At 62.5% G+C, this 13,340-nt stretch carries 9 protein-coding genes; 8 read left to right on the forward strand and 1 reads right to left on the reverse strand.

Features of this window, described 5'->3' with window-relative positions:
• Positions 1–5: 5 nt before the first annotated feature.
• Positions 6–1,100, forward strand: coding sequence for a sn-glycerol-3-phosphate ABC transporter ATP-binding protein UgpC (gene ugpC / locus A9K65_RS12355; RefSeq protein WP_064994572.1), 1,095 nt, complete (start codon positions 6–8; stop codon positions 1,098–1,100).
• A gap of 35 nt (positions 1,101–1,135) precedes the next feature.
• Positions 1,136–3,163 (forward strand): aldo/keto reductase, encoded by a 2,028-nt coding sequence (locus A9K65_RS12360; RefSeq protein ID WP_064994573.1) that lies wholly within the window; start codon positions 1,136–1,138, stop codon positions 3,161–3,163.
• A 27-nt stretch (positions 3,164–3,190) separates the two neighbouring features.
• On the opposite strand, the gene A9K65_RS12365 is transcribed toward A9K65_RS12360, so the two are convergent.
• Complete coding sequence (locus A9K65_RS12365) at positions 3,191–4,066, reverse strand: AraC family transcriptional regulator (protein ID WP_013530188.1); 876 nt, start codon at positions 4,064–4,066, stop codon at positions 3,191–3,193.
• A 247-nt stretch (positions 4,067–4,313) separates the two neighbouring features.
• On the opposite strand from A9K65_RS12365, the gene A9K65_RS12370 reads away from it, so the two are divergent.
• The 6 genes from A9K65_RS12370 (at position 4,314) to A9K65_RS12395 (ending at position 13,338) form a co-directional block, all read left to right on the forward strand.
• On the forward strand, positions 4,314–5,780 hold the full coding sequence (locus A9K65_RS12370; RefSeq protein ID WP_063172851.1) for an alpha-glucosidase/alpha-galactosidase: 1,467 nt from the start codon (positions 4,314–4,316) through the stop codon (positions 5,778–5,780).
• 146 nt (positions 5,781–5,926) lie between these two features.
• A complete protein-coding gene (locus tag A9K65_RS12375; protein ID WP_064994575.1) occupies positions 5,927–8,011 on the forward strand; it encodes an ABC transporter substrate-binding protein in 2,085 nt (694 codons plus the stop codon).
• A gap of 111 nt (positions 8,012–8,122) precedes the next feature.
• Complete coding sequence (locus A9K65_RS12380; RefSeq protein WP_013530191.1) at positions 8,123–9,130, forward strand: ABC transporter permease; 1,008 nt, start codon at positions 8,123–8,125, stop codon at positions 9,128–9,130.
• A 1-nt stretch (position 9,131) separates the two neighbouring features.
• The gene (locus A9K65_RS12385) at positions 9,132–10,271 is read left to right on the forward strand and encodes an ABC transporter permease (protein ID WP_064994576.1); all 1,140 of its coding nucleotides are present in this window, start codon (positions 9,132–9,134) and stop codon (positions 10,269–10,271) included.
• A gap of 9 nt (positions 10,272–10,280) precedes the next feature.
• On the forward strand, positions 10,281–11,948 hold the full coding sequence (locus A9K65_RS12390; protein ID WP_064994577.1) for an ABC transporter ATP-binding protein: 1,668 nt from the start codon (positions 10,281–10,283) through the stop codon (positions 11,946–11,948).
• A gap of 19 nt (positions 11,949–11,967) precedes the next feature.
• A complete protein-coding gene (locus A9K65_RS12395) occupies positions 11,968–13,338 on the forward strand; it encodes an alpha-glucosidase/alpha-galactosidase (protein WP_013530194.1) in 1,371 nt (456 codons plus the stop codon).
• Positions 13,339–13,340 lie beyond the last annotated feature (2 nt).

A 13,340-nucleotide genomic window follows, 5' to 3' on the forward strand; every position in this document is an offset into this window, starting at 1 on the left:
GCAGCATGGCAACGGTCACGCTCACCAATGTCGTCAAGCGCTTCGGCGTCTTCGAGGTCGTCCATGGCGCCAGCATGGACATCAAGGACGGCGAGTTCGTCGTCTTCGTCGGCCCCTCCGGCTGCGGAAAATCGACGCTGCTCAGGATGATCGCCGGGCTCGAGGACATCAGCGGCGGCGAAATCGCCATCGGCGGCAAGGTGGTCAATGATGTCGAGGCGGCCGACCGCGGCATCGCCATGGTGTTCCAGTCCTACGCGCTGTATCCGCATATGAGCGTCGAACAGAACCTCTCTTTCGGCCTGCGCATGACCGGCAATCCAAAAGCCGACACCGAACGGCGGGTGAAGCGGGCGTCCGAGATCCTGCGCATCAGCGAATTGATGGACAGGCGCCCGAAAAAACTCTCAGGCGGCCAGCGCCAGCGCGTCGCCATCGGCCGCGCCATCGTACGCGAACCGCAGGTGTTTCTGTTCGATGAGCCGCTCTCCAATCTCGACGCCGAATTGCGCGTCCAGATGCGCGTCGAGATCTCCCGGCTTCACAAGGAACTGGGCACGACAATGATCTATGTCACCCACGACCAGACCGAGGCGATGACGCTCGCCGACAGGATCGTCGTGATGCGCGCCGGCCATATCGAGCAGATCGGCCGGCCACTCGATCTCTACGACAACCCCGACAATCAGTTCGTCGCCGGCTTTGTCGGCTCGCCGAAGATGAATTTCATCAAAGGCCGGGTTGTCGGGCACGATGTACGTGGCGTCGTGGTCGAACTGGCGGGCCAGGAGAAGACCCGCATCACGCAACCGCTGACTGGCACTGCGCCCGAAATAGGCAGCCCAAAAGTCGGCAGCAAGGTCATTGTCGGTGTGCGGCCCGAACATTTCGGCAATGCCGGAGAAGGCGACGCCGACCTTGTGGTTGCCATCGACGTGATCGAGCACCTGGGCGGCACAAGTTTCCTCTATGCCAGAACGGCCAACGGTGACGACGTGGTGATCCAGCGTGACGCGGCAAAGGTCCCCGACACGTCCGAGATCACCGTTTCCATCCGCAAATCCTACCTGTTCGACGAAAAAGGACTGCGGCTGCGCTGACCGCCAGCCCTTTCCAGCCTTCAAGGAGAATGACAATGACCGCAACCACGCCCATTCGCTGGGGCATTCTCGGCCCGGGCAGCATCGCCCAGTCCTTTGCCGGTGGCGTGGCCGCTTCGGACACCGGCAAGCTGGTCGCCATCGGCGCACGCAATCCCGCCAAGCCGGGGCTTGCCGAGCGTTTTCCCGGTGCCCGTATCCTCGACGGCTACGACGCGCTGCTCGCCGACCCCGACATCGACGCCGTCTACATTTCGATACCGCATCCAGGCCATGCGCAATGGGCGATCAAGGCGGCCGAGGCCGGAAAGCATGTGCTGTGCGAAAAGCCGCTGGCGCTGACCGCCTTCGAGGCCGACGCCATGATGCATGCCGCGCGCAAGGCCGGCACATTCCTCGGCGAAGCCTTCATGTACCGGTTGCACCCGCAGACCAAGAAGCTGGTGGAGCTGATCAGGTCCGGCGTCATCGGCGAGATCAGGATGATCAAGTCGAGCTTCGGTTTCGCCATGCCGGGCTTCATGCCGCAGCACCGGCTCTATGCCAACGATCTCGCCGGCGGCGGTATTCTCGATGTCGGCGGCTATCCCGTCTCGATGGTCCGGCTGATTGCCGGTGCGGCCGTCGGAAAGCCCTTCAGCGAGCCAGACAAGGTGGTCGGCACCGCCCATCTGGGCCAGTCCGGCGTCGACGAATGGGCCTCCGCGCTGCTGCATTTCCCCGGTGGCATTGTCGCTGAAGTCTCCTGCAGCATCTCGCTCAGCCAGGACAATGTCCTGCGCATCCTGGGCACTAAGGGCCGCATCGAAGTGCCGGACTTCTGGTTCGCCGGCGGCAACCGCGATGTCGGTCTCGGCCGGATAGACGTCATCGCCTCCGATGGTACGCGCCAGACCATCAGCGTCGACGAGAAGCGCCATGTCTATTCCTTCGAGGTCGACGCAGCCGGCGAGGCGATCCTCGCCGGCGGCCAAGAATTCGCCTGGCCGGGCATGGCGTGGGCGGAAAGCCTCGGCACCTTGCGTGTGCTGGACAAATGGCGGACGGCAGCCGGCCTCGAATACGGGATCGAGAAGGCCGAGCAGCGCACCAACACCATCTCCGGCCGGCCTTTGCGGTCCGGCGGCACGGCGGTCGCCAAGCGCACCATTCCTGGCCTGTCGAAGCCGGCATCGGTGGTGGCGCTCGGCTTCGAGGATTTCCGTACGTTTTCCTCAGGTTCGATCCTGCTCGATGCCTTTTTCGAGGCCGGCGGCAATCTCTTCGATACCGGCTATGTCTATGGCGGCGGCTATACCGAGAAGCTGCTTGGCGAATGGTTGAAAAACCGTGGCGTGCGCGCGCAATCGGTAGTCATCGCCAAGGGCGCGCACTCGCCGCTGTGCTATCCTGATGTGATCGGCAAGCAGCTCGACCAGACGCTCGAACGCCTGCAGACCGATCATGTCGATGTCTACTTCATGCACCGCGACAATCCGGATGTGCCGGTCGGCGAATTCGTCGATGCGATGGATCGCGAGGTCAAGGCCGGCCGCATCCGCGGCCCGTTCGGCGGTTCGAACTGGACGATGGAACGCCTGGATGAGGCAATTGCCTACGCCGAACGCACCGGCAAGCAAAAGCCCGGTGCGCTGTCCAACAATTTCTCGCTGGCCGAAATGCTGGAGCCGATCTGGGCTGGCTGCGTCACGTCCTCCACGGACGCGTGGAAGGCCTGGCTGACATCCAGGCAGATGCCGAATTTCGCCTGGTCGAGCCAGGGGCGCGGCTTCTTCACCGATCGGGCGGGTCGCGACAAGCAAGACAATGAGGAGCTGGTGCGGGTCTGGTACTCCGAGCGGAATTTCGGCCGCCGCGACCGGGCGATCGAACTTGCCGCGAGACTGGGCAAGAGCCCGATCCATATTGCGCTGGCCTATGTGCTCGCTCAGCCCTTCCCCTCCATCCCGCTGATCGGGCCACGCACGTTGGATGAACTGGACGACAGCCTGCGCGCTCTCGACATCACGCTTTCGCAAGCCGATCTCGAATGGCTGGACGGCGGCAGCCTGCGCGCTGCCTAGTTGGCTGCCTGTTTAACCGTGGCGGCGTCAGGCCTCGTCATCGAACGCCCTGACGCCGCGCCTGGCCGGAGTCCGCAAATTCGCGTACATGCCTGTGGTGCGGAACTGGCTCGGTGTGATGCCGTAGCAGCGGCGGAAGACCTTTGAAAAATAGTTCGCTTCCTCGAAGCCGCATAGGATGGCGACCTCCTTCACCGGCAAAAAATCCGCTTTGGTCAGCAGCTTCGCCGCGCGTTGCAGGCGCTGCTGCAGCACGAACTCGGCCGGAGGCAGGCCTTCGCTCTCGGCGAAACAGCGTGAGAAATGGGCTCGGCTGAGGCCGCTGATCTGGACCAGGTCCGCCACCGGCAGCGGCTTGTCGAGATTGGCGTTGATGTGATCGATGACCGGCTGCATGGCGCTTAGTTTTTCGGCGAAGGCATGGGAACCGAAGACATCGTCATAGAGCGCCATCGCAGCCTCGTAGGCTATCGCGGAAGCAGCACCCGGCGAAGCGGCGCCTTTGATCAGGCGCAGGCTGCAATCGGCAAGATGATCGATTGTCGCCGGCTGCAGCCGAAATACAGGACCCGAGACGCTGAGGATCGACTTGTGGATGCGCAGCGCTTCCTCGCCGTTCATCGAAATCCAGAAATATTCCCAGCGCTCATCTCCAGCCAGCCAGTAGCGGTGGTTGTGCGGCACCAGCACCAGCAATGTGTCGTTCTTCTGCAAGCGGTAGTTGCGGTTTTCGTAGCGCAGCCGGCCAGTCCCGCTGATCGTGTGCTGGAGCACGGTGAACGGTGTCTGACCGCGCTTGCGGCCGTCCCAGTCGTAGATTTCGTCCTCGCGCACTTCGTAGCCCGTGCTCGTCGGCATGGCGTGCAGGCGCTGGCGGCCGCGCGGCAGCGAGATCGTGCGCATGGACTGTCCGTGTTCTATCAAATTATGCAGCACAAAATTACCCCTGAAAGCATAATCCTTCTCTGGTCGCGCTCGCGAATAAGCGCATAATCCCCATCGAAAAGCGAGAGAGATCCGCAGTCAAGGAGCGGACAGGGAGGTTGGCGAGCCGGATTCCGGCTTGTCCTGCATACATGTCGCGGCATGTGGCTAGAGCCTCCCATTGTCATTCCTTGCCTGCAATTTAAAATGGAATGAGGTGCGGCTGATGAGTTTCAAAATCGCTATCATCGGTGCCGGCAGCGTCGGCTTCACCAAGAAATTGTTCACCGACATCCTGTGCGTGCCCGAATTCAAGGACATCGAATTCGCGCTGACCGACGTCAGCGAGCACAATCTTCAGATGATCAAGGCGATCCTCGACAGGATCGTCCAGGCAAACAGGTTGCCGACCAGGGTGACGGCGACCACCGACCGCCGCAAGGCGCTCGAAGGCGCTCGCTACGTCATCAGCTGCGTGCGGGTCGGCGGCCTCGAAGCCTATGCCGACGATATCCGCATTCCCTTGAAATACGGCATCGACCAGTGCGTCGGCGATACGATCTGTGCCGGCGGCATTCTCTATGGCCAGCGCAACATTCCGGTGATCCTGGATTTCTGCAAGGATATACGCGAGGTCGCCGAGACGAACGTCAAATTCCTGAACTACGCCAACCCGATGGCGATGAACACCTGGGCGGCGATCGAATACGGCAAGGTCGACACTGTCGGGCTCTGTCACGGCGTCCAGCACGGCGCCGAGCAGATCGCCGAGGTGCTTGGCGCGAAGTCCACGCAGGAGCTCGACTATGTCTGTTCCGGCATCAACCACCAGACCTGGTTCATCGATCTGCGCCTCAACGGCCGCCCCATTGGCAAGGATGAACTGGTGGCCGCTTTCGAGGCGCATCCGGTCTATTCCAGGCAGGAGAAGCTGCGCATCGACGTCCTGAAGCGCTTCGGCGTCTATTCGACCGAAAGCAACGGTCATCTTTCCGAATATCTGCCCTGGTACCGCAAACGTCCCGACGAGATTACGCGCTGGATCGATATGTCCGACTGGATTCACGGCGAGACCGGCGGCTATCTCCGCTACTCCACCGAAACCCGCAACTGGTTCGAGACGGAATATCCGCAGTTCCTCGAAGCGGCGTCCAAGCCGATCGACCGCGAGAAACGCTCCAACGAGCATGCCAGCCACATATTGGAGGCGCTGGAGACCAACCGCGTCTATCGCGGCCACTTCAACGTCAAGAACAATGGGGTGATCACCAACCTGCCGCACGATGCCATCATCGAGTCGCCGGGCTTCGTCGACCGTTTCGGCATCAACATGGCCGCCGGCATCACGTTGCCGGAGGCTTGCGCCGCCACCTGCATCGCTTCGATCAACGTCCAGCGCATGTCGGTGCATGCCGCGATATCAGGCGACATCGATCTTCTGAAGCTCGCCGTGCTGCATGACCCGTTGGTCGGCGCGGTTTCGACGCCGGAGGAGGTTTGGCAGATGGTCGACGAAATGGTCGTCGCCCAGGCAGCCTGGCTGCCGCAATACGCCCATGCGGTTCCGGCCGCCAGGGAGCGGCTGTCGACATCCAAGGTGAAGACCCGCGAGTGGGCGGGCGCCGCACGGCGCAGTGTTCGCTCGATCGAGGAATTGCGCGCCGAAAAAGCCGCGCTGAAGCAAGCCGGCTGAAACGGGCCGGCTGAAACGGGCCGGCTGGAAATTCATGCGGTGATGGTGGATCCATGGGAGGCGGATCCACTGCCACGAAGCCGTTTGAATTCGAGGAGAGGCGGAGCGGGTGCAAACGCTCCGGACCAACAAGAGGGAGAGAGACAGTGAGGAATTTACGCAATATCGGCCTTGCTGCCGGACTGGCGCTGAGCGTCTCGGTCTCGGCACTCAGTGCATACGCTTCCGAGCCGACGGTTCCGCCGGCGCCGACACCGTTTCCCGCCGAAGGCAAGATCAATTATGTCGCGCGCGACTCCATTCTGGAGTTCAAGGCGCTTCCCGAATATCAAGAGCCCGACTGGGTCACCGAGAAATACGTCAAGACCGGCAAGCTTCCGCCGGTGAAAGACAGGCTGCCGAAGGAGCCGCTGGTCTTCAAGACGGGCAATATGCAAGACGGCATCGGCGTCTATGGCGATACGATGCGCCACGTCATCGGAGGGCGGCCGGAAGGCTGGAACTACGGCGCCGGTCAGACGCAAGGCTGGGGCGGCATCGACATCGGCCTCTCCGAATGCCTGACGCGCACCGCCCCGCTGTTCCAAGTCGAGGCCAAGGACACCGAGCCGCTGCCGAACCTGGCCAGCAGCTGGGATTGGTCGAGCGATGGCCACAAGCTGACCATGCACCTCATCGAAGGCGCGAAGTGGTCGGACGGCGTGCCGTTCAATGCCGACGACGTCATGTTCTACTGGGACGACGAGGTCGTCGATCCCAACGTCTCGCCGCTGAACGGCGCCACGCCGGAAACCTTCGGCGTCGGCACGACGTTGAAGAAGATCGACGACTACACCGTCGAATGGACCTTCAAGGACGCCTTCCCGAAGCAGTACCTGTATGCCATGGCCTACGGCACCTTCTGTCCTGGCCCCGCGCACATCCTGAAGCCGCAGCATCCGAAATATTCGAAGAACACCTATGACCAGTTCAAAAATGCCTTCCCGCCGGAATTCATGAACATGCCGGTGATGGGCGGCTGGGTCCCGGTCGAATACCGGCCGGACGATATCATCGTCATGCGCCGAAATCCCTATTACTGGAAGGTCGACGAAAAGGGCAATCAACTGCCCTATCTCAACGAACTGCACTACAAGCTGTCGACCTGGGCCGATCGCGACGTCCAGGCGGTGGCCGGCGCGGCTGATTTTTCCAATCTGGAGCAGCCGGAAAACTTCGTCGCCTCGCTGAAGCGTGCGGCGGAGGCGAACGCGCCTGCCCGTCTTGCTTTCGGCCCGCGGCTCATCGGCTACAATCTGCGCTTTAATTTTTCCGCCAATGGCTGGGGCAATCCGGACGAACGCGGCCAGGCGATCCGCGAGCTGAACCGCAACGAGGATTTCCGCAAGGCCGTCACCATGGCGCTCGACCGCAAGGCGCTCGGCGACTCGCTGGTCAAGGGGCCGTTCACCGCCATCTATCCCGGCGGCTTGTCGTCAGGAACCAGCTTCTACGACCGCAATTCGACGGTCTACTACCCCTTCGACCTCGATGGCGCCAAGGCTGAACTCGCCAAGGCCGGCCTCAAGGATACGGACGGCGACGGCTTCGTGAATTTCCCTTCCGGCACCGCCGGCGGCAAGAATGTCGAGATCGTGATGCTGGTCAACAACGACTACACGACCGACAAAAGCCTTGCCGAAGGCGTCGTCGCCCAGATGGAAAAGCTCGGGCTGCGGGTCGTGCTCAACGGCCTCAACGGCACCCAGCGGGACGCTTCGCAATACTCCGGCCGCTTCGATTGGCTGGTCCGGCGCAACGAACAGGAACTGACCTCGGTGGTGCAGAACACCGTGCAGCTTGCCCCTGTCGGCCCGCGCACCAGCTGGGACCATCGTGCGCCGGAAAATGGCGAGGTCGATGTGATGCCGTTCGAAAAGGACCTCGTCGACATCGTCAACAAGTTCGTCTCCACGCAGGACAATGACCAGCGCGCCAGCTTGATGAAACAATTCCAGAAGATCTCGACGGAACACGTCTACAATGTCGGCCTGACGGAATATCCCGGCGCGCTGATCGTCAACAAGCGCTTCTCGAACATTCCGCAGGGCACGCCGATCTTCATGTTCAACTGGGCCGAGGATTCGATCATCCGCGAACGGGTATTTGTCGCCGCAGACAAGCAGGCGAAATATGAATTGTTCCCCGATGAGCTGCCCGGCAAACCCGGAGAGAAGGGGCTGATGAATTAGGTTTACCTCCCTGACTGAGAGACCTCCGGCCGCGCCGCTGGCGCGGCCGGACAAACCAACCTCCGGACGCAACCAAGGGCGCGATCGGCGAGACAAGGAAACGAACCGTCCATGCTGCGATTCCTGCTCACGCGCATAGCGTCGGCAATCCCGGTCCTCGCCATTTTGAGCCTGGCCACCTTTGCCATCATCCAGGCGCCGCCGGGTGACTATGCCGACTACATCCGCTCGCAGGCGATCAACCAGGGTGGAGCTTCCTTTGCCGAGGCCGACGCGCAGGCAAAGGCCTATCGCATCGAGCATGGCCTCGATAAGCCGCTGCCCGTGCAGTATCTCAACTGGATCGTCGGCATCGTCACTCGAGGCGATTTCGGCTACAGCCTGTACTACAACAAACCGGTCGCCGATGTGGTCGGAGAGCGCCTGCCGCGCACGCTCCTTCTGGCGCTGGTCTGCCATCTGCTGGCCTCGGTGCTGGGCATCACATTCGGCATATGGGCGGCGACAAGGCAATACACCTGGATCGACTCGACACTGTCGGCCATCTCCTTCCTCGGTATGACGGTGCCGCGCTTCCTGATGGCGCTGATCATCGTCTATCTCCTGGTCTTCCAGTTCAACGTGTCTGAGATCGGCTCATTCTTCTCGCCGCAATATGGTGGTGCGCCGTGGTCGTGGGCCAAATTCGTCGACCTCGTCAAACATGTCTGGCCGGTGGTGGCGATCGCCACTTTCGGCGGCCTCGCCTACAATATGCGCGTCATGCGCGGCAATCTGCTCGATACGCTGAACGCGCAATATGTCGAGACGGCAAGGGCCAAGGGGCTGACGGGTGCTGCTGTCGTCATGCGCCACGCCGTGCCCAACGCGCTGCATCCGCTCATCATGTATCAGGGCGTGGTGCTGCCCTATATGCTGACCGGCGAGATCGAGACGGCGATCATCTTCGCACTGCCGACCGTCGGCCCGGCGATCGTCGGCTCCATGGCTGTCGGCGACGTCTATGTCACTGCCACCTTCATGATGGTCCTGTCGGCGACGCTCATCGTCGGCAACATCATCGCCGACATGCTGCTCGTGCTGCTCGATCCGCGCGTGCGCCAGTTCGGGGAGCGTTGAGATGCTGGCGCGCGATCCATCCCCTCCACCGCTGCCTGCCGAAGGGCCCATCGTCGCCAAACCGGCGCATGGCAACGAAAGCTACATGGCGCTTGTCTGGCGCCGGCTGAAGCGCTCCTGGACCGGCATGGCCGGGCTCTGGCTCGTCGTGCTGCTGCTGGTGATGGCCGTATTAGCCGAATTCATCGCGCCAATGGACCCGAAGGTCACGGATGTCGGCTTCGCTCCGCCGCAGGTGCCAAGCTTCCATGACAGAGACGGCGGTTTCACCGCACGGCCGAGGGTCTATGCGCTGGCCGATTCGGCGGACCTCGATCCGGTCACTTTCCAGCCCGTCGTCGGCCCCGACTATGATCATCCTAGGCTGCTCGGTTTCTTCGTGCATGGCGCGCCCTACAAGCTGTTTGGGCTGCTGCCGGCGGACCGGCATCTGTTCGGCTCGCTGGACGGCCAGCCGGTGCATTTCCTGGGCACCGACAAGTTCGGCCGTGACGTGCTGTCGCGCGCCATCCACGGCTCGCGCGTCTCGCTGATGATCGCCCTGACGGTCGTCTTCATCATCACCGTCATCGGCACCACCGTCGGCATGGTTTCCGGCTATTTCGGCGGCAGGTTCGATGTCTGGATGCAGCGCTTCGTCGAACTGGTGCTCGCCTTCCCGCAACTGCCGCTCTATCTGGCGCTGACGACGCTGATCCCGGTCACCGCTCCCACCAACGTCTTCCTCGCTTTCGTCATCATCGTCATGTCGGCCTTGGGCTGGGCGCAGATGTCGCGCGAGGTTCGCGGCAAGACTCTAGCGTTGGCGCGGATCGAGTATGTGCGCGCCGCCATGGCGGTCGGCGCCACCGACCGGCGCATCATCATGCAGCACATCTTCCCCAATGTGATGAGCCATGTGATCGTCGCCGTGACGCTGGCGATCCCGACCGTGGTGCTGCTCGAATCCTTCCTCGGTTTCCTCGGCTTCGCCGTCAAGCCGCCGCTGATCTCGTGGGGTCTGATGCTGCAGGACACCGCGACCTATTCCGTCATCGGCACCTATCCCTGGATCCTGTCGCCGGTCGGTTTTGTGCTGGTCACCGTCTTTGCCTTCAACGCGCTGGGCGACGGCCTGCGCGACGCCGTCGACCCTTATTGAGGTGCTGAGATGTCCGTCGCGCTCGCCGAATCCTTCGCACCGATCGTCCGTCACGACCATGACGGACGCCAGGACCAGCCGATCATCGATGCCCGCAACGTCGCCGTGGCCTTCAAGGTGGAGCATGGCGTCGTCGAAGCGGTCAAGGACATCTCGTTCCAGCTCTATCGCGGCGAGACGATCGCCATCGTCGGCGAATCCGGTTCGGGCAAGTCGGTGACGGCGCGCACCGTCATGGGCCTGCTGTCGCGGCGCGCCACGGTGTCGCCCGGCTCGAGCGTCTGTTATGACGGGCAAAACATCCTGAAATTTCCCGAGAGCGCCCGGCGCAAGCTGCGCGGCAACCGCATCTCGATGATCTTCCAGGAGCCGATGAGTTCGCTCAACCCGATCTATACGGTCGGCAGCCAGATCGTCGAGGCGATCCGGGTGCATCGTAAGGTCAGCCGCAAACAGGCTTGGGCGCGAGCGCTCGAACTTCTGCAGCACGTGCAGATTCCCGATCCTGCCGCGCGGCTCAGACAATACCCGCATCAGCTCTCGGGCGGGCAACGCCAGCGGGTGATGATCGCCATGGCGCTGGCCAACAATCCCGACGTGCTGATCGCCGATGAGCCGACCACGGCGCTCGATGTCACCGTCCAGGCGCAGATCCTGAACCTGATCCGCAGCCTGCAGAAAGAGCTGCGCATGGCGGTGATCCTGATCACCCACGACCTCACCGTGGTGCGCCAGTTCTCCGACTACGTCTATGTCATGCAGCATGGCGAAATGTGCGAGCACAACGCCACCGAACGGCTGTTCGGCGATCCGCGGCATCCCTATACGAGGCGGCTGCTGGCTTCAGAGCCGCACGGGCAGCCGAAGCCGCTGCCGGAGGGCTGTGGCACCATTCTCGAGGCCAGCGGCGTGCGCGTCTCATTCATGCTGCGCCACGGCACTTTTCTGAAACCCGACTGGCGCGAATTGGTCGCCGTCGACGATCTCAGCCTGAAACTCTTTCGTCATGAGACGCTGGGGCTGGTCGGCGAGTCCGGCTCCGGCAAGACCACCTTCGGCCAGGCCCTGCTCCGGTTGATCGACGCCAAGCGCGGCGAGATCCGTTTCGACGGCAAGCCGATCCACGGCCTGTCGCGGGCCGAGATGCGGCCGTTGCGCTCGCGCATGCAGATCGTCTTCCAGGATCCGTTCTCCTCGCTCAACCCGCGCATGACGATCGGCCAGATCATCGAGGAAGGGCTGATCGTCAACAGCATAGGGGCGACGCGGCGCGAGCGGGTCGAACGGGTGCGCGACGCGCTGGTCAGCGCCGGCATGCCGGGCGATATTCTGTCGCGGTTTCCGCACGAATTCTCCGGCGGCCAGCGACAACGGATCGCGATCGCCCGCGCCATAGCGCTCGAACCAGAATTCATCCTGCTCGACGAGCCGACATCGGCGCTGGACCTCTCCGTCCAGGCGCAGATCATCGACCTCCTGCGCAAGCTGCAGGACGAGCGCGGCCTCAGCTACCTCTTCATCTCGCACGACCTCAAGGTGGTGCGTGCGCTGTGCCATCGCGTGATCGTCATGCAGAACGGCAAGATCGTCGAGCAGGGCCCCGTCGACGACATCCTGTCCAATCCCAAGACCGCTTACACCGAACGGCTCGTCAGGGCCGCTTTCGATGTGGCCTGAACATATGCCGGAGGTTAGCATGGCAAGAAATCCCAAGATCACGTTCATCGGCGCCGGCTCGACGGTGTTCATGAAGAACATTGTCGGCGACGTGCTGCAGCGCCCGTCGCTGTCCGGCGCAACGATCGCGCTGATGGACATCAATCCGCAGCGGCTGGAAGAGAGCGCCATTGTCGTCAACAAGCTGATCGCGACGCTTGGCGTCAAGGCGAAGACCGAGACCCATTCGGATCAGCGCAAGGCGCTGGCCGGCGCGGATTTCGTCGTCGTCGCCTTCCAGATCGGCGGCTACGAGCCCTGCACCGTCACTGACTTCGAGGTGCCGAAGAAATACGGCCTGCGCCAGACGATCGCCGACACGCTCGGCGTCGGCGGCATCATGCGGGGCTTAAGGACCGTGCCGCATCTGTGGAAGGTGTGCGAAGACATGCTCGCCGTCTGCCCGCAGGCGATCATGCTGCAATATGTCAACCCGATGGCGATCAACACCTGGGCGATAGCAGAGAAATACCCTGCGATCAGGCAGGTCGGCCTCTGCCATTCGGTGCAGGGCACGGCAATGGAACTGGCTGAAGACCTCGACCTTCCCTACGAAGAGATCCGCTATCGCTCGGCCGGCATCAACCACATGGCGTTCTATCTGAAGTTCGAGCATCGCCAGCCGGACGGTTCCTACCGCGACCTCTACCCAGATCTCGTGCGCGCCTATCGCGAAGGCCGCGCGCCCAAGCCCGGTTGGAACCCGCGCTGTCCCAACAAGGTGCGCTACGAGATGCTGACCAGGCTCGGCTATTTCGTCACCGAGAGCTCGGAACATTTCGCCGAATACACGCCCTATTTCATCAAGGAGGGCCGCCCGGACCTGATTGAGAAGTACGGCATCCCGCTTGATGAATATCCCAAGCGCTGCATCGAACAGATCGAGCGCTGGAAGGGGCAGGCTGAAGCCTATCGCTCGGCCGATCGCATCGAGGTAGAGCAGTCCCGGGAATATGCCTCCTCGATCATGAATTCAGTCTGGACCGGCGAGCCGTCGGTGATCTACGGCAATGTCCGCAACAATGGATGCATCACCTCGCTGCCCCGTGATTGCGCCGCCGAAGTGCCGTGCCTGGTCGATGCCTCCGGCATCCAGCCGACCTATATAGGCGACCTGCCGCCGCAACTGACCGCGCTGATCCGCACCAACATCAACGTGCAGGAACTGACGGTGCGGGCTCTGATGACCGAGAACCGCGAGCACATCTACCACGCGGCGATGATGGATCCGCACACCGCGGCCGAACTCGATCTCGACCAGATCTGGTCACTGGTCGATGATCTCTTGGCCGCTCACGGCGACTGGCTGCCGGGCTGGGCGCGGGTGGCGCGCAAGACCGAGGCCGCCTGACG

This window comes from Mesorhizobium sp. WSM1497 (genome assembly GCF_001672455.2).
In the GTDB taxonomy this organism is placed as follows: Bacteria; Pseudomonadota; Alphaproteobacteria; order Rhizobiales; family Rhizobiaceae; genus Mesorhizobium; species Mesorhizobium ciceri.

Coding starts and splice junctions, on each gene's coding strand:
- A9K65_RS12370 (WP_063172851.1), top strand. CDS start 4,314: ATGAGTTTCAAAATCGCTATCATCGGTGCCGGCAGCGTCGGCTTCACC.
- ugpC (WP_064994572.1), top strand. CDS start 6: ATGGCAACGGTCACGCTCACCAATGTCGTCAAGCGCTTCGGCGTCTTC.
- A9K65_RS12360 (WP_064994573.1), top strand. CDS start 1,136: ATGACCGCAACCACGCCCATTCGCTGGGGCATTCTCGGCCCGGGCAGC.
- A9K65_RS12365 (WP_013530188.1), bottom strand. CDS start 4,066: ATGCGCACGATCTCGCTGCCGCGCGGCCGCCAGCGCCTGCACGCCATG.
- A9K65_RS12380 (WP_013530191.1), top strand. CDS start 8,123: ATGCTGCGATTCCTGCTCACGCGCATAGCGTCGGCAATCCCGGTCCTC.
- A9K65_RS12385 (WP_064994576.1), top strand. CDS start 9,132: ATGCTGGCGCGCGATCCATCCCCTCCACCGCTGCCTGCCGAAGGGCCC.
- A9K65_RS12390 (WP_064994577.1), top strand. CDS start 10,281: ATGTCCGTCGCGCTCGCCGAATCCTTCGCACCGATCGTCCGTCACGAC.
- A9K65_RS12395 (WP_013530194.1), top strand. CDS start 11,968: ATGGCAAGAAATCCCAAGATCACGTTCATCGGCGCCGGCTCGACGGTG.